The 15,287-nt window shown below is 68.6% G+C and carries 17 protein-coding genes; 4 read left to right on the top strand and 13 right to left on the bottom strand.

The window, feature by feature from the left end; translation table 11 throughout:
- Positions 1-365 precede the first annotated feature (365 nt).
- The 12 genes from ACFVRO_RS00245 to ACFVRO_RS00300 all read right to left on the bottom strand — a co-directional run bounded on the left by ACFVRO_RS00245 (position 366) and on the right by ACFVRO_RS00300 (position 10,027).
- A complete protein-coding gene (locus ACFVRO_RS00245; RefSeq protein WP_386947981.1) occupies positions 366-2,753 on the bottom strand; it encodes a bifunctional lysylphosphatidylglycerol flippase/synthetase MprF in 2,388 nt (795 codons plus the stop codon).
- Positions 2,750-4,051, bottom strand: coding sequence for an alpha/beta hydrolase (locus ACFVRO_RS00250; protein ID WP_386947984.1), 1,302 nt, complete (start codon positions 4,049-4,051; stop codon positions 2,750-2,752). Before ACFVRO_RS00250 ends, ACFVRO_RS00245 begins: the two co-directional genes overlap by 4 nt.
- Before the next feature lie 110 nt (positions 4,052-4,161).
- The gene (locus ACFVRO_RS00255; protein WP_105675525.1) at positions 4,162-4,917 is read right to left on the bottom strand and encodes an amino acid ABC transporter ATP-binding protein; all 756 of its coding nucleotides are present in this window, start codon (positions 4,915-4,917) and stop codon (positions 4,162-4,164) included.
- Positions 4,914-5,711: an amino acid ABC transporter permease gene (locus ACFVRO_RS00260; RefSeq protein WP_105675523.1), complete on the bottom strand. Its 798-nt coding sequence runs from the start codon at positions 5,709-5,711 to the stop codon at positions 4,914-4,916. The genes ACFVRO_RS00255 and ACFVRO_RS00260 overlap by 4 nt, the downstream gene beginning before the upstream one ends.
- Before the next feature lie 34 nt (positions 5,712-5,745).
- Positions 5,746-6,561: a basic amino acid ABC transporter substrate-binding protein gene (locus ACFVRO_RS00265; protein WP_386947986.1), complete on the bottom strand. Its 816-nt coding sequence runs from the start codon at positions 6,559-6,561 to the stop codon at positions 5,746-5,748.
- 131 nt (positions 6,562-6,692) lie between these two features.
- Positions 6,693-6,995: a Dabb family protein gene (locus ACFVRO_RS00270; RefSeq protein WP_386947989.1), complete on the bottom strand. Its 303-nt coding sequence runs from the start codon at positions 6,993-6,995 to the stop codon at positions 6,693-6,695.
- The gene (locus ACFVRO_RS00275; RefSeq protein ID WP_105675517.1) at positions 6,992-7,279 is read right to left on the bottom strand and encodes a glutaredoxin family protein; all 288 of its coding nucleotides are present in this window, start codon (positions 7,277-7,279) and stop codon (positions 6,992-6,994) included. Before ACFVRO_RS00275 ends, ACFVRO_RS00270 begins: the two co-directional genes overlap by 4 nt.
- Positions 7,276-7,578 (bottom strand): rhodanese-like domain-containing protein, encoded by a 303-nt coding sequence (locus ACFVRO_RS00280; RefSeq protein WP_105675515.1) that lies wholly within the window; start codon positions 7,576-7,578, stop codon positions 7,276-7,278. Before ACFVRO_RS00280 ends, ACFVRO_RS00275 begins: the two co-directional genes overlap by 4 nt.
- 81 nt (positions 7,579-7,659) lie before the next feature.
- Positions 7,660-7,758, bottom strand: a complete 99-nt coding sequence (locus ACFVRO_RS00285) for a 30S ribosomal protein bS22 (protein WP_003792170.1) — start codon at positions 7,756-7,758, stop codon at positions 7,660-7,662.
- A 100-nt stretch (positions 7,759-7,858) separates the two neighbouring features.
- Positions 7,859-8,050, bottom strand: a complete 192-nt coding sequence (locus ACFVRO_RS00290; protein ID WP_105675513.1) for a helix-turn-helix domain-containing protein — start codon at positions 8,048-8,050, stop codon at positions 7,859-7,861.
- Positions 8,051-8,125: 75 nt separating this feature from the next.
- On the bottom strand, positions 8,126-9,055 hold the full coding sequence (locus tag ACFVRO_RS00295; RefSeq protein ID WP_386947991.1) for a cyclase family protein: 930 nt from the start codon (positions 9,053-9,055) through the stop codon (positions 8,126-8,128).
- Between the two features lie 39 nt (positions 9,056-9,094).
- A complete protein-coding gene (locus ACFVRO_RS00300) occupies positions 9,095-10,027 on the bottom strand; it encodes a TetR/AcrR family transcriptional regulator (RefSeq protein ID WP_386947993.1) in 933 nt (310 codons plus the stop codon).
- Between the two features lie 118 nt (positions 10,028-10,145).
- On the opposite strand from ACFVRO_RS00300, the gene ACFVRO_RS00305 reads away from it, so the two are divergent.
- Positions 10,146-11,030 (top strand): ATP-binding cassette domain-containing protein, encoded by an 885-nt coding sequence (locus tag ACFVRO_RS00305; RefSeq protein ID WP_386947995.1) that lies wholly within the window; start codon positions 10,146-10,148, stop codon positions 11,028-11,030.
- On the top strand, positions 11,027-11,824 hold the full coding sequence (locus ACFVRO_RS00310; protein ID WP_386947998.1) for an ABC transporter permease: 798 nt from the start codon (positions 11,027-11,029) through the stop codon (positions 11,822-11,824). The genes ACFVRO_RS00305 and ACFVRO_RS00310 overlap by 4 nt, the downstream gene beginning before the upstream one ends.
- A gap of 224 nt (positions 11,825-12,048) precedes the next feature.
- Here the strand turns inward: ACFVRO_RS00310 and ACFVRO_RS00315 are convergent, their stop codons facing one another.
- Positions 12,049-12,456 (bottom strand): ArsR/SmtB family transcription factor, encoded by a 408-nt coding sequence (locus tag ACFVRO_RS00315; protein WP_386948001.1) that lies wholly within the window; start codon positions 12,454-12,456, stop codon positions 12,049-12,051.
- A gap of 106 nt (positions 12,457-12,562) precedes the next feature.
- Between ACFVRO_RS00315 and ACFVRO_RS00320 the strand changes: the two genes are divergently transcribed.
- Together ACFVRO_RS00320 and ACFVRO_RS00325 are read left to right on the top strand one after the other, a co-directional pair.
- Positions 12,563-13,993, top strand: coding sequence for a TrkH family potassium uptake protein (locus tag ACFVRO_RS00320; RefSeq protein WP_105675501.1), 1,431 nt, complete (start codon positions 12,563-12,565; stop codon positions 13,991-13,993).
- Positions 13,986-14,657 carry a TrkA family potassium uptake protein gene (locus tag ACFVRO_RS00325; protein ID WP_105675499.1) on the top strand — a complete coding sequence of 224 codons (672 nt, stop codon included), beginning with the start codon at positions 13,986-13,988 and terminating at the stop codon, positions 14,655-14,657. Before ACFVRO_RS00320 ends, ACFVRO_RS00325 begins: the two co-directional genes overlap by 8 nt.
- The last annotated feature ends 630 nt before the right edge of the window (positions 14,658-15,287 follow it).

Here is a 15,287-nt window from a genome sequence, read left to right on the forward strand (position 1 = left end):
CTCCGATTCGGAGGCCGTCCACGAGAACGTGAGCGAATCCGCAGCGGACGACGACACGGTCGGCGCGAAGAGCTCCTCGATCACCGCGAGCGCATCACCACCCGATGCCGCCCCCGCCGCCGGTTCCGCACGCTCTGTGCGCACGTCGATTCCGTGGCGACGACGCCCGAACAGTGCCATCGCATCCCCCTTGCCCCACAGCATGGCTGCCCGCGCACGATCCGCATGCGGATCGACGTGAGCAGCCCCCCCCAGAAGCCGGCACACCCCCGTGAACCGGCATGGGCGAGCGTAACAAGCAGGCGCCGCGAGCTGAGCATCCAGACGGGGAATCCCGCACAAGTGAGGGACCGACGCGAGCAGGATCAGCGCCGCAGAGTCCTCGCCAGTGCCAGGTACTCCGACGCCGTGACGTGCGGGAGATAGGCCCTGGCGAGCGCCAGCCCGATCGCCGGCAGCCGACCGGGATCCGGGTAGGCCATGTACAGGGGCCGGTACTCCGGATTGAACTTGGCCTTGAACTGCAGCAGCGAGCGGAACCCGTACGCCGGCTCCAGCACCCGCCCCAGCCACGACAGCAGCTCCGACATCGTGCCGTCGCCGATCTCCCCGGTCTGCGCCAGCGGAGCCCCGGAGAGGCTCATCACCGCGAGCCCCTCTCCCTGCATCCGCAGCGCGGCCGACGCGAGCAGGAACTCCATCACGCCGGGCATCGCGTCATCCGCACGCCGCATGAAGTCCAGGGTCCACCCCACCCGCTCGCCGCCCTCCCACACCGGCAACCAGCTGGTCACGGCCTGGAGGCCGCCGTCGGGTCCGATGGCGAGCATCAACGCCACGTCCGGGTCCTTCAACTCGTCGAGACCGCCCAGGGTGAAGCCCATCTCGGGCAGCGCCTTCTCCGCGATCCAGTGCTCGCTGAGGGCCTCCAGCTGCGCCGACAGCCCGGCGGGAAGATCACGCCACCTTGTCCACTCGGCGCGCAGCCCGTCGCGCGACCCACGCCGGTAGGGCTGGCGCACCTTCGCCCAGGAGCGCCCTTCGAGCCCGAAGCCCTCCAGCGGCACCACGGTCTCCTCGCCGACGGGGATCTCCGTCCACCCCAGTGCACGCGTCACCGGAAGCGTCTCGTCGTGCACGCTGTAGAGCACCGGCATCCACCCCTGCCGATCGCAGAAGTCGACGAAGCCGCGCACGGTCGCTGCGGCGTCCGCGCCGACCGGATCGGCGACGGCGATCGCGATGCCCGAGATCACCCGATAGGCCATCGCCCCGCCGCCATCCGGTGTGAACCAGTGCCGGCTGCCCTCCCAGGTACCGAGGAACCCGAGCGTGCCGCTGTGCGCGTGCAGGAGCGCACGGTGGCGATCGCTCTCATCGACGAACGCGTCGATCGCCGGCGCACGCAGCAGCTGCACCAGCGCGAACGCCGTCACGATCCAGAACAGCACCCCGATCAGGTGCCTCACGAGTGGGGCCACACCGCCGAAGTGCGTGTGCGGGTGCCCGTGGGTGAATCCCGCAGGCAGCAGACGCCGCAGGGAGTCCAGCAGCGCGAAGCCGATGTCTCCGCCGGACAGCAGCACCACGACGACCCCGACGACCAGGACGGATGCTGCGGAGACCGAGAGGGTGACGGCGAAGCGCCGCACCGCACTGCCTTCGGCCCTCACCGCGAACCGCCGACGTGCCGCGAGCAGGACGGCGGCCATCGCGATCGGGACGAGGAGGGCGACGACGGCGAAGCCGGGGAACGCCCGGTCGATGGCGACGATCTCCGCCGGATGCCGCAGGTCGTCCATCCCCAGGCTCACGCCGATGAGGGCAGCACTCCCGACGTTCACGAAGAGCGCGAGGATCCACCCCGCCCTCCTCCCGGCCCGCAACCCCATGGCCGCGATCAGGCTGAGGAGAACCGGCGCGAGACTCGACAGGAGCGACCAGGTCCCGAAGCCAAGCCCGGCCACGCAGCGATCGGAGAGCTGCGCCGCGCAGCGGGTCAGGATCGCGTCGACGCCGGTGCCGCGGAACCCCGCGATCACCGGAGAGAGCGGCCCGACGCCCACCCCGGTGATCAGGACGATCAGCGGCCCGAGTCCTGTCACGGCGACCGCGGCGGCGACGAGCGCCCGCACCTCGCCGTAAGAGCTGCGGTGCCACAGCGGATGCCGCACCCGACGCGCGAGCACCATCCCGACGAAGACTCCGATAACCGCCGAGAACAGCCGGTACACGCTGTCGACGTCCCCTCCGTACAGCGCGAACATCAGGAGCAGGGAGAATCCCAGCAGTCGGATGCGCCGACGCCAGAGCGCAGGGGCGAAGGCGCTGGCCGCCATGATCGCTCCCACGACGCCGATCGCGGGGTCGAGCACCGGCTCGGCCGTTCGCGCCCAGACCGCGCCCTGCGATGCCGCGAGAGCCTGTGTGCCGATGCCCGCGAGAGTCCCGAGCACTCCGGTGCCCACGATCAGGAGGACGCTTTTGACGGTCCCCAGCAGCCGCTCCGCATACGCGAGGACCGTGAGGATCAGCAGCAGGGTCAGGATCAGCTCGATCAGCGAGTCCGGCACCAGCAGCGCGGTGAACGGCGTCCACCAGCGCCCGTCGGCGATCGCTGCCGGGCTCGCCGCGAGCCAGCGCGGATGAGCCCTCCACAGCGTGCCGCAGACGAGCGATGTCAATACGAGGGTCGCGGCGAACGACGACGACACCGGATGGGCGCGCAGGTGCCTCAGCGCGCGGGCGATCATGACACCAGCCCCCATCGCGGCGCGAGCACCCGCAGCGCCTCGTCGAGCCCGCCGGAGAGGGCGGGCCCGACGTGACCGGCGCCGGGGATCGAGAAGAACTGGGTCTCGAATCCGGCAGACCTCGCCGCTTCAGCCCCGCGCTGCGCCGCTGGACTGTACACGTGATCGTCCGCACCCGCGGTGAACAGCGCGAAACGGCCCGCATAGGCGCCGGGGTGCTGCGCGAGCACGGTCTCGGGCTTGTTCGCATCGAACGCGGCCCGGTCACCGGCGAACGCGTTCTCGAGCACCGGCGTCGGGTTCTCCATCCCTGGGTACTCCTCCCCGGAGATGCTCACGAAGGAGCCCCAGATCTCGGGATGCGCCGCGCCGTAGAGGAAGGAGCACGCGCCGCCGTTGGAGTATCCGCTGATGGTCCAGTTCGCAGGCCCCGGCAGCACGCGCAGGTGGGTGCGGATCCACTCGGGGATGTCGGTGTTGATGTACGTCTCCACGCCTCCGTACGCACGGGAGTCGGCGCACCCGGGGTTCTGGTCGGAGGCCCCGAGCTGATCGGCCACGATCACGATCGGCCCGAGTCCCTGGTGCGCTGCCGCGAAGGCGTCGACGGCGGTCTGGATCGCGGTCGGCGACGGGCTTCCCGGCAGCCCCATCATCTGCACCATCACGGGGAGCGCCGGCGGGTCCTTCACGAGCGCAGCGGGCGGAAGGTAGATGGCGGCGTCACGGGGCACGAAGCCGGCGGTCGAGGGGATGCGCTGGGCTCCCGACAGCTGTCGGACCTCCCCGTGCGCCGGCATGTCGGCCGGCGGACGCCAGGTCTGAGCGAGCGGCGGGTCGGAGCTGGGCGTCGGGAGCGGTGTGGAGAACGTCCCAGCCGGGGGCAGCGCCGACAGCTCGAGCAGGTCACCCAGCGTGCGGTCGAGGCCGAACGCGGCGTTGACGCCCAGCACGGTCGACAGCAGCGAGCCGAGGATCGCAAGGGTGGCGATCGCCTTCCGCCACAGCCCTGAGTCCCACAGGTGCACGATCCCGAGCGCGACCGCGGCGAAACCTCCTGCGGCCCACCAGGGAACCGCGTCCGGCAGCGGGGTGCCGAACACATCGAAGGCGTCGATCGCCCAGCAGGCGACCGCCCCGAGAAGTGCCCCGACCGCGACGGCGACGACCATCCGGCGTGCGCGCCGGATGGTCGTCTTCCGCATCGGAAGAGCGACGAGAAGAAGCGCGGTGGCGCTCCACACGATGAACGGGAGCGGGCCCCCGGAGATGTCGAGACCCAGAAGCTCAGCAAACATGCCCCCTCGATTCCCGCGACCACGTGTCGTGCTGACCTGATCGTAGGACCGCTCCCCCGCATGACTCCTAGGCGTGCGCTATGCGCCCGCTCGGAGTCTGCTGAGGCTCGTCAGAGGACGCGCGAGAGGAAGTCCTTCGTGCGCTGGTGCTGCGGGTTGCCGAGCACTTCGCGCGGATCCCCCTCTTCGACGATGTGCCCGCCATCCATGAAGATGAGCCGAGAGCCGACCTCGCGAGCGAAGCCCATCTCGTGGGTGACGACGAGCATCGTCATCCCCTCGTCGGCCAGAGTGCGCATGACCTGCAGCACCTCGCCCACGAGCTCGGGGTCGAGAGCCGACGTCGGCTCGTCGAACAGCATCATGTCGGGGTTCATGCAGAGCGCTCGCGCGATCGCGACACGCTGCTGCTGACCGCCCGAGAGCTGCGTCGGATACGCGTCGGCCTTGTGCCCCATGCCCACGCGGGCGAGCATCTCGTGCGCGACCTTCTCGGCCTCCTCCTTGCCCCGCTTCTTCACGCGCCGCTGGGCGATCGTGAGGTTGCCGAGCACGCTCATGTGCGGGAAGAGGTTGAAGCTCTGGAACACCATGCCGATGCGTGTGCGCACCCGGTCGATGTCGATGTCGGGGTCGGTGATGTCGATGCCCTCGATGAGCACCTTGCCGCCCGTGGGCTCCTCGAGCAGGTTCACCGAGCGCAGCAGCGTCGACTTGCCCGAACCGGACGGGCCGATCACGCACACGACCTCGCCGGCGGTGACGGTGAGGTCGATGCCCTTGAGCACCTCGTTCTCTCCGAAGGTCTTCACGAGCCCCTGCACGTCGATCGCGGGGGCGTGGACATCGATCAGGTCGGTGATCATCGCTGGTTCGCCATCCGTCGCTCGAGGTACGCGGTGAACCGCGTGAGGGGGATCGTCACGATCAGGTACAGGATCGCAGCCATGACCAGAGGCGTGGCGTTCTGATTCTGCGTCGTCGCATCCTTGGCGAAGTTCGTGAGCTCCTTCGACCAGATGAACGACCCCGCCACGAAGAGCAGCGAGGTGTCCTTCAGCAGGAGGACGAACTCGTTCGTGAGGGGCGGGATGATGATGCGGAACCCCTGCGGCACGACAACCCAGAATGTCGTCTTGAAAGGCGACATGCCCAGCGATCGGGCTGCTTCCGTCTGCCCCTTGGGAACGGCCTGGAGTCCTGCACGGATCGTCTCCGCCATGTAGGCCGAGGCCACGAGGACCAGACCGATCAGGCCGAGGACCACGGGACCGCCGAGCTTCTGGCCGGAGATCCCGGTCGCGATCGGGAGCACCTGCGAGATGGCGAAGATCGTCATGATCGCGGGGAGACCGCGGAACAGCTCGATCCACGCCGTCGCGATCCACCGGAACGGTCCGATGCTCGACATCTTGAGCAGAGCCAGGAGCACGCCGAGGAGCAGCCCGCCGGCGAACGCCACGGCGGTGAACCACAGCGTGTTGACGAGAGCGGTCGTGATGATCCCCGGGAACATCTTCGCCGCGATCTCGGGGTCGAAGAACAGCGGACCGATTCGACCCCAGTCCGTCGTCACCGCAGCCCAGACGACCAGGATGATCAGGATCGCGTAGACGATGTACCGGTACAGCTTCTGCTTTTGAGTGCGCCTCAACGCCATTGTCAAGGTCCTCCTGTTTTCGCCTGCTCGCCGCTCAGTGTGCGGTGAAGTAGGTGTCGTAGATCGTCTGGTACTCGCCGCTGTCGCGGAGATCCTTCAGCGCGCCGTTGACGGCGTCGAGGAGCTCGGTCTTCTTGCCCTTCTCGAAGGCGAAGCCGTAGGACTCCTTGGTGTTGTAGGTCTCGACGATCTTGTACGCGCTGTCGGCCTTCTCGTGCTCGAGGTTCACCGGCTGGTCCTGAAGGATCGCGTCGATCTGGCCCGCCTGGATCGCCGGCCACAGCTCGCCGTCGGAGGGGTACTGCACGAGCTGCGCGCCCTTCGCGTTGTCGGTCGCGTAGGTCTCGCCCGTGGTGCCCTGCTGGACGCCGACGTTCTTGCCGTCGAGGTCCTTGATGCTCTTGATGCCCGAGTCGGTGCGCACGAGCAGCGACTGCAGCGAGTCGTAGTACGGCTCGGAGAAGTCGATGTTCTTCTTGCGCTCGTCGGTGATGGTCATCGCGGACGCACCCACGTCGCACGTGCCGTTGGCGAGAGTGGTGCCCGACTGGAGCGCCTCGAAGCCCACGTCCTGCACGGCGAGCTTGAGGTCGAGCTTTTTCGCGATGGCCCCGAGGAGGTCGATGTCGAAGCCGGTGTACCCGGTGCCGTTGTCGCCGCCCTCGAACTCGAAGGGCGGGTAGGGGATGTCGGAGCAGACGGTGAGCGTGCCCGCGTCGACGAGGCCGTACGGGTCGTCGGTCGCGCCGCCGCCAGAACCCGCACCGGTGGATCCGCCGGCACAGCCGGCGAGAGCGAGGGTGGCGGTCGCCACGAGGGCGAGCCCGGCGAAGATGTTGCGACGCTGCATGTCAGCTCCTGTGAGTCGGGGGCGGATCACGCCCACGTACGGGTAGGAGTTCATCTTGACATGCGGTCAGCGGACCGCACGACGGCTGAGGGCCTCAGCGCATCACATTTGTGTTGCAAGTGCGCGAGCGTTCAGACCTCGAAGTCGACGGCGACGCGCGACGACACCACCGAGCGGATGTACACGGCGACCTCCTCGTGCGCGGGGTGCACCTGGTACTGCTCGATCGCCTCGACCGAGTCGAAGTCGGCGACGAGCGTCACGTCCCAGTTCACGTCGGCGAACGCGACGTTCGCTCCCGCCGAGATCGAACGCAGCTGCGGCACGACGCCGTCGAGCGCGTTGAGCCGACGGGCGACCTCTGCGGCCTGCTCGGCGCGCACGGCGCCGTCTTCAGCGGCGAGCTTCCAGCTCACGACATGGCGGATCGTCACTTCGACTCCTTCGATGCGTCACGGGTCACTGCCTCTTCGAGCGCGGCGCGCAGCCGGTCGGCCGACAGTCGCCAGTGGGCGTGCAGCTCTCCGTCGATCAGCACGACGGGGATCTTCTCCCACCACAGCTCGTACAGGGCGGGGTCGTCGGCGATGGACGCCTCGACGATCTCGATGCTCTCGGCCGCGGCATCCGGAAGCTCGGCGACCACCGCGTCGATGATCTCGGATGCCACGTCGCAGAGGTGACAGTCGGGCTTGCCGATCAGGGTCAGCGTCGTCACGCCGACGGAACCTCGACCTCGCGGCCCTCCGCGATCCACTCGGCCGTGCCGCCGTCGACGTTCGTGACGTCGTAGCCGCGGCCCTCGAGCGCCTCCACGACGCGAGCCGAACGCCCGCCGAGCTGGCAGATCACGTCGAACGCCTCAGCGGGAAGCTCCTCGAGACGGTTGCCGATCTCGGACATCGGGATGTTCACGGCCCCGGGGACGTGACCTGCGGCGAACTCATTCGCCTCGCGCACATCGATGAGCGGGGTGTTCGCACGGGCGGCGAGCTCGGCGACGGTGATCGACTTCATGGCATCCTCCTGGCGATGTGGCGAGACGCGGGCAGAGACACAAAGCGCCCGTCCGGAGACAGGCGCTCGGTGTCTGGCCGCTTACTTCTTGTTGCGGCGCTGGTGGCGAGTCTTACGAAGCAGCTTGCGGTGCTTCTTCTTCGCCATGCGCTTGCGGCGCTTCTTGATGACAGAACCCACGGAAACCTCACTAAGTCAGGGGCTGGGCGTCGCACGTGGCGGACACCCGGGTACGGGCACGGAAAAATGCCTCGGAACAGTCTAGCAAACCAGCGGAGTGCTATCCGACGTCGGCGATCGGACGCTGCAGAGCCTCTGCGACGGCCGACTCGGGGACGCGGAAACTGCGCCCGAAGCGGATCGCCGGCAGCTCCCCCGCATGCACCAGCCGATAGACGGTCATCTTCGACACACGCATGAGTTCGGCGACCTCGGCCACCGTCAGGAACTTGACGTCAGGAACTTCGGGCATCCCACGTACCCCTTTCTCGATGTGCACACTCTATGTGTTGCCTGGGACGTGTGTAAACCCATGTGGCCCCTGTGATCAGTGGGACGGTCCCACGGTCGCGAACGCCCGCACGGGGAATGTGCCGAACCCACGCACCGCCGGCGGAGCAGCCGTGAACCGTGCACCCCGCGCCGGGACCTCGTCGAGGTTCGTCAGATGCTCCACCACGTGGACTCCGGCGGCGAGCAGGATGCTGTGGGCCGGCCGCTCCCCTCCGTTCTCCGTGTCGTCGATGTTGAGCGCGTCGATCCCGACGAGGCGGACCCCCTCGTCGACGAGGAACCGCGCGCCCTCCTCGGTGAGGAACGGAGAGCCCGCGCCGTACTCCGGGGCGCCGAAGAAGCGGCTCCACCCGGTGTCGAGGAGCACGGCGCTTCCGGAGAGCTCCCTGTCGGCGAGGGTGGCCGCGCCGATCCCGCGGCGGTCGGCGGTCCAGGCGTCGCGCAGGTGGAAGACCTCGGCGCGGAGCCCGACGAGCCCACTCAGCTCCAGCGAGGCGAGGTCTCCGCCGTCGGCGTAGCGGTGGTACGGGGAGTCGAGGTACGTGCCGGTGTTCCCGATCATCGTGATGATGTCCATGGCGAACTCCGTGCCCGGCGCGTACTTCGCCCTGGAGTCCTCTCGGGTCAGATGCGAGGTGATCGTCGGCGCCGGAAGGCCGGGGTAGGTGATGAGACCGGCCTCGATGGGATGGCTGAGGTCGATCACCCGGGTCTCCTCGACCGGAACGGCATCCACTCCTCTGCTGCCGCGATGAGGCTCCTCGACGATGCGCACCCCGCTGAGCTCGACCTCGCCCACGAGCGCGAGGCCCAGGTGCTTCACCAGCAGCGCGGCGATCTCGGCCTCGGACAGCCCCGGCCCTGGCAGGTCGAGCCGGAAGCCCTCCCCGCTCATCCCCCCGCCGTTGGCGAAGGAGATCGAGAAGTCGAAGTGGGCGCGGTGCTCGACGGGTGCGGTGGCCATGAGCACATCATGGCAAAGGCAGGAATCGGGACGGGCCGATCAGCCGACCTTCTTCGCCTTCGCCAGACGCTCCCCCGCCTCGCGCAGCGCCTGCCGTTCGGTCTTGCGGGCCGCTCGCAGTGCCTTCTCCGCCTCCCTGACCGCCTTCTGCGCCTCCTTCAGGCGGCGGTCACCCGCGAGCTCTGCGGGATCGAGGTGGATCCAGTCCTGTGCCTCCCCGTGCGGTTCGCCGCGATCGATGCCCACGATGTAGGCGGCGACGCCGTCCAGGAGCCTCTCGACGCCGAACCGGAACGGGTCGGCCGCCGAGGTGAAGATCCCCTCGTCGATCGCACGACGGAGCGCAGGGAAGCCCTCGGCGTCGATGACCCGGTCATAGAGCGCCGCCTCGCGCTCTGCGACCTCGTCTGCGGAGAGACCCGTGCCCCGAGCCTGCTCGGTGTACCCCGCCTGCACGATCCCGCACCACCGCGCGTCGCCCGTGACCGCGAGAGCGACGGCGAGCCGCTCCTCCGCTGTCAGCGGCGTCTGCCCGAGGGCCGCGAGACTCGCGTCGAGCCAGGCGGAGCTGTTCGGGGTGATCGGCGATCCGTTGATCGGCAGCGACAGCATCCACGGATGCCGGAGGTAGAGCAGCACCTGGGCCTCGAACAGCGCACGCAGGCGGTCCCGCCAGCCGTCGTGGTCGAGATGCGACTCGGGCGGGAGGCCGGTGGCCTGCTCCTGCATGAGCAGCAGCAGGTCGTCCTTCGCACTGACGTAGCGGTACAGCGACATCGGCGTGAAGCCGAGCTTCGCGGCCACGGCGGCCATGGAGACCGCGCCGATGCCCTCGGCGTCTGCCAGGTCGACCGCCGCGTCGACGATGCGCTCGACGCTCATCTCCCGCTTCGGGCCGCGCTGCGGATTCGCCGCGACACCCCAGGCGAGCGCGATGCCCCGCGGCAGCTCCGGTGCTTCGTTCTCGGTCATGGAGCCATCCTACTTCTGTTTATTAGATAAACAGTGTGTTATGGTCATACACAGTTGCGTTGGGCATACACAGTTTCCGCCCGGCGTGGAGTCCATCACAGACGGAAGGGAAGACACGATGACAACCGCCATCGACGTACAAGGGCTGCGCATCGCCTTCGGAGACAGGACCGTCGTCGACGGCCTGGACTTCTCGGTCGAGCGCGGCGAGGTGTTCGCCCTGCTCGGCCCCAACGGGGCGGGCAAGACCACCACCATCAACATCCTCACCACCCTCATCGCACCGGATGCCGGAACAGCGACGGTCGCCGGCTACGACGTCGGGACGCAGCGCTCCCAGGTGCAGCAGCGCATCAGCCTCACCGGGCAATCGGCCGCAGTCGACGATGCCCTCACGGCGACCGAGAACGTGGCGATGTTCGCGCGCCTCGCCGGTCTCGACCGTGCGGCGGCACGGCTGCGCGCCGAGGAGCTACTGGCGCGGTTCGACCTCGTCGACGCCGCCGATCGTGTCGTCCGCACCTTCTCCGGCGGGATGCGCAGACGGCTCGATCTCGCCCTCAGCTTCGTCGTCACCCCCGAGGTGCTGTTCCTCGACGAGCCGACCACCGGCCTCGACACCCGCAGCCGACGAGACCTGTGGGACATCATCCGCTCCCTCGCCGCCGCAGGCACCACCGTCTTCCTCACCACGCAGTATCTGGAGGAGGCCGACCAGCTCGCCGATCGCATCGCCGTACTGCACGACGGTCGAATCGCCGCACTCGGGACGCCCTCCGCGCTCAAGGCGCGCATCGGCGGAGACACCGTGGAACTTCACGACGAGCGCGGAGAGCTGCTGAACGCGATCCCCACCGACGGCAGCGTCGCCGACCTGCGGCGAGCGCTCGACCGGCTCGCCGACGCCGCGGCCGAGGGGGTCGTCACCCTGCGTCGCCCCACCCTCGACGACGTCTTCCTCGCCGTCACCTCCGGAGCCGCGAACGTGGAGGAGCACGCATGAGCACCGCATCCCCCGCCATCGCGCCCCGCCCTCCCCTGCGCGGCTTCGCCGCCGAGTCGGTCTTCGTCGGCAGGAGCCTGCGTCACTCCCTCCGCGACGGCGAATCGCTGCTCATGGCGATCATGCTGCCCGTGACGCTCATGCTCATGTTCACGTGGGTGTTCGGCGGGGCGATCGATCCGTCCGGCGCCTACGTCGACTACGTCGTGCCCGGCATCATCCTGACCTGCGCGGGCTATGGAGCGGCATCCACCGCCGTCTACGTCGCGAACGACATGCGCAGCGGCATCATCGACAGATTCCGGACCATGCCGCTGAGGGCCAGCGCCGTGCTCACCGGCCATGTGGTCGCCAGCCTGCTCCGCAACCTGCTGGCGACGGCGGTCGTGATCGGCGTCGGCGTCCTCGTCGGCTTCCGGCCCCAGGCCTCGTTCGCGGAGTGGACGGGGGCGGCCGCCCTCATCGCGCTGTACATCCTGGCGATCACGTACCTGTTCGCCGCGATCGGACTCGCGGCGGGAAGCCCCGAGGGCGCGAACGGCTACGGATTCGCCCTGCTGTTCCTGCCCTATCTCTCCAGCGCGTTCGTCCCGGTGGCGAGCATGCCGTCGTGGCTGCAGCCGGTGGCGGCGCATCAGCCGATCACCCCGATCGTGGACTCCCTCCGCGGGCTCCTCACCCACGCTCCCCTGCACGCGGAGCCGCTGTGGGCGATCGGCTGGTGTCTGCTCATCCTCGTCGTGGCCGTGCTGTGGGGGTCCTGGCTGTTCCGTCGAAAGGCCGCGCGGCGGTGAGGATTCACTCGCGCTCGCCACAGCAAAGGCATAGGAATCGTCCCGGATCCGCACAGTCAGCTCTGGGAGCCTGACAGCACGGTCCGAGCCGGGCACTGCTCGGACCGCCGCGGATATGGGGTCCGCACGACGCCCCTGATGACAAGCCCCCTGTCGTCAGGGGCGTCGCCCGTCTCGGGCGGGTCCTCCGATCGGCGGCGCCGTTCTCCGCACGACGGATGCCGTCAGGCGCTGAGCCTCTTGAGGGCGTTCGCGACGACGTGCTTGGCGGACGCTGCCGCTCGTCCGACGACCTCGGCGGCGTGCGCCGCCCCGTCGGGAAGGGGGTAGTCGATGTCGGGCGCGTCGTCGCCGTAGGCGTCGACCAGGAACGGGACCAGCCAGTCGTCGACCGCTCCGAGCGGCTCGACGGCCAGGCTGTAGAACCGGCGCTGGCCGTCTTCGCGCACGTTCACGAGATCCGCGTCCCGCAGCACCTTCAGGTGCTTCGACACGGTGGGCTGGCTGATACCGAGGTCTGCGACGATCTGGCTCACGCTGATGCCGGATTCTCCCTCGTCGCCGCGGCGCAGAAGGAGCTGGAGGATGTCGCGCCTCGTACCGTCTGCGATCACGTCGAAGATGTCCGTCATGAGTTCAGGCTAGTCGTCCGCGGCACGGAGTACCATGACGAAGGCCTGTCGAGCAGGTCTCTCGACCCGCACGAGGCGGTGAGGGCGAACACGGGAAGGGGAGGCGATGTCGGGCATCGCATCGGGTTCGTCCCCGCGACGTCGTCTCGAAGGCCTGGCAGGCCGCGCACGCCACATCATCACCTCGTCGCCGTCGCGCTTCGCCATCGTCGTGTTCGCACTGCTCATCCTGGTGTTCACGGTGCTGCTGTCGCTGCCGATCGCCTCGGCCAAGGGCGAGGTCACCCCGCTCAGCGACGCGCTGTTCACCGCCGTGTCCACCATCTGCGTGACCGGCCTCGCGACCGTCGACATGGCCTCGCACTGGTCTCCGTTCGGCCATGTGCTCGTCTTCATCGGCGTGAACGTCGGCGCACTCGGCGTGCTGACCCTCGCATCGCTCATGGGCATGCTCATCTCCAAGCGCCTCGGCCTCAGGGCCAAGCTCATGGCCGCGGGAGACACCAATCCGATGCGCGCGCACGGCGGCGTGGTGAACGAGAGCCAGACCGTGCGTCTCGGCGAGGTCGGCCAGCTGCTGATGACCGTCGCGATCTCCGCGCTCGTCATCGAGGGCTCCCTCGCGATCCTGCTCTACCCCGCTCTCGTCATGGCGGAGGTCGATCCGATCGCCGCGCTGTGGGAGGCGCCGTACTACGCGGCCATGGCGTTCACGAACACCGGCTTCGCGCCGAACGCCGGCGGCGTCGCGGTGTTCGCCGACGACTACCTCGTGCTCACGCTGCTGATGACCGGCGTGTTCCTCGGAAGCATCGGCTTCCCCGTGATCTACACGCTGGCGAAGCACGTGTGGCACGTGAAGAAGTGGTCGCTGCACACCAAGCTCACGCTCGTCACCACGGTGCTGCTGTTCTTCCTCGGCGCGGCCGTCTTCCTCATCCTCGAGTACAACAACCCGAAGACGTTCGGGTCGATGGATGCCGCCGATACCACCTTCCAGGCCTTCTTCCTGTCTGCCATGACCCGCTCCGGCGGCTTCAACGTGATCGACATGGCCGACCTCAACGGATCCTCGCTGCTCGCGGCATCCATGCTGATGTTCGTCGGCGGCGGCTCGGCATCCACGGCCGGCGGCATCAAGGTGACCACTCTCGCGGTCCTCGCCATCGCGGTGTGGTCGGAGGCGAAGGGACGGCAGTCGGTCGAGGCGTTCGGCCGCCGCATCCCGAGCGACGTGCAGCGCGTCGCGCTCAGCGTCGTCGCCTGGGGCGCCACGATCGTCGCGCTCTCGACGATCATCATCGCGCAGATCACGAAGGACGACATCAGTCACGTCCTGTTCGACGTGATCTCGGCGTTCGCGACCGTCGGCCTGTCGTCCGGCCTCACGGAGACGCTGCCGGACTCGGGCTCCTACGTTCTCGCGGCGACCATCTTCATGGGCCGCGTTGGTACAGTGACTCTCGCCGCGGCAGTCGCCGCGACGTCGCGATCGCAGTATTACTCGCTGCCCGTGGAAAGGCCGATCGTTGGTTGAAGTCCTCCGGGGCGACGCTCCCGTCCTCGTCATCGGCCTCGGCCGGTTCGGCGCCGCGTGCGCCGGTGAGCTCGACCGCCTCGACCGCGAGGTGCTCGCGATCGACGACAACCTCGAGCTCGTGCAGAAGTGGTCCGACCGGGTCACGCACACGGTGCAGGCCGACGCCAAGAACATCGACGCGCTGCGCCAGATCGGCGCCCAGGACTTCCAGGTCGCCGTCGTCGCGGTCGGCTCGTCGATCGAGGCGTCCGTCCTGATCACCGCGAACCTCGTCGACCTCAAGGTGCCGCAGATCTGGGCCAAGGCCGTCTCGCAGTCGCACGGCAAGATCCTCGCCCGCGTCGGCGCCAACCACGTCATCTACCCGGAGCGCGAGGCCGGCGAGCGCGTCGCGCACCTGGTGTCCGGGCGCATGCTCGACTTCATCCGCTTCGACGACGACTTCGTGCTGGCCAAGATGTACCCGCCGAAGTTCATCCGCGGCGTCGGCCTGAACGAGTCGGGAGTCCGTACGAAGTACAAGGTCACCGTGGTCGGCGTGAAGAGCCCTGGCAAGCCGTTCCGCTACGCCGAGGCGAACACGATCGTCACGAACCACGACCTCATCATCGTGTCGGGCACCAACGTCGACATCGAACGGTTCGCCGCGCTCGACCGCTGAGCCCCGGCATCCTTCCGGAGCGGGCCTCCTCGCTGCGAGCGCGATGGCCCCCGAGCCCCTGGCCCCCACCCGGCATCCCGAACTCCGGTCGACCGCCCCAGATCCGGAAGCTCCAGCACCCGCCAACCGGAACTCGGCCGTTCATCCGGAACCCGGCCGTTCATCCAGAGACGGGTCGTTCATCCAGAGACGGGTCGATCATCCGGCATCCGGAACCCGGCCGACCATCCGGCGTCCCGAACTCCGGTCGACCGCCCCAAATCCGGAGGCTCCAGCGCCGGCAATCCGGAACCCGGTCGATCATCCGGAAACGGGACGACCATCCGGCATCCCAAACCGGGCCGACCATCCAGCATCCCGAACTCCGGCCGACCGCCCCAGACCCGGGAACTCCGGCACCCGCCAACCGGAACCCGGTCGATCATCCGGAACCCGGCCGACCATCCGGAAACGGGACGACCATCCAGCATCCCGGAACCCGGTCGACCGCCCGAGATCCGGAAGCTCCAGCACCGGCCAACCGGAACCCGGTCGATCATCCGGAAACGGGCCGACCATCCAGCATCCCGGAACCCGGTCGACCATCCGGCATCCCGAGACCCGGCCGACCGCCCCAGATCCGGAGGCTCC

The sequence above is a fragment of the Microbacterium sp. NPDC057944 genome, assembly GCF_042887445.1.
Lineage (GTDB): Bacteria > Actinomycetota > Actinomycetes > Actinomycetales > Microbacteriaceae > Microbacterium > Microbacterium natoriense.

Bases quoted from the DNA above. Each gene is read 5' to 3' on its own strand.
- ACFVRO_RS00245 (WP_386947981.1), bottom strand. From the start codon at position 2,753: ATGATCGCCCGCGCGCTGAGGCACCTGCGCGCCCATCCGGTGTCGTCG.
- ACFVRO_RS00250 (WP_386947984.1), bottom strand. From the start codon at position 4,051: ATGTTTGCTGAGCTTCTGGGTCTCGACATCTCCGGGGGCCCGCTCCCG.
- ACFVRO_RS00255 (WP_105675525.1), bottom strand. From the start codon at position 4,917: ATGATCACCGACCTGATCGATGTCCACGCCCCCGCGATCGACGTGCAG.
- ACFVRO_RS00260 (WP_105675523.1), bottom strand. From the start codon at position 5,711: ATGGCGTTGAGGCGCACTCAAAAGCAGAAGCTGTACCGGTACATCGTC.
- ACFVRO_RS00265 (WP_386947986.1), bottom strand. From the start codon at position 6,561: ATGCAGCGTCGCAACATCTTCGCCGGGCTCGCCCTCGTGGCGACCGCC.
- ACFVRO_RS00280 (WP_105675515.1), bottom strand. From the start codon at position 7,578: ATGAAGTCGATCACCGTCGCCGAGCTCGCCGCCCGTGCGAACACCCCG.
- ACFVRO_RS00290 (WP_105675513.1), bottom strand. From the start codon at position 8,050: ATGCCCGAAGTTCCTGACGTCAAGTTCCTGACGGTGGCCGAGGTCGCC.
- ACFVRO_RS00295 (WP_386947991.1), bottom strand. From the start codon at position 9,055: ATGGCCACCGCACCCGTCGAGCACCGCGCCCACTTCGACTTCTCGATC.
- ACFVRO_RS00300 (WP_386947993.1), bottom strand. From the start codon at position 10,027: ATGACCGAGAACGAAGCACCGGAGCTGCCGCGGGGCATCGCGCTCGCC.
- ACFVRO_RS00305 (WP_386947995.1), top strand. From the start codon at position 10,146: ATGACAACCGCCATCGACGTACAAGGGCTGCGCATCGCCTTCGGAGAC.
- ACFVRO_RS00310 (WP_386947998.1), top strand. From the start codon at position 11,027: ATGAGCACCGCATCCCCCGCCATCGCGCCCCGCCCTCCCCTGCGCGGC.
- ACFVRO_RS00315 (WP_386948001.1), bottom strand. From the start codon at position 12,456: ATGACGGACATCTTCGACGTGATCGCAGACGGTACGAGGCGCGACATC.
- ACFVRO_RS00320 (WP_105675501.1), top strand. From the start codon at position 12,563: ATGTCGGGCATCGCATCGGGTTCGTCCCCGCGACGTCGTCTCGAAGGC.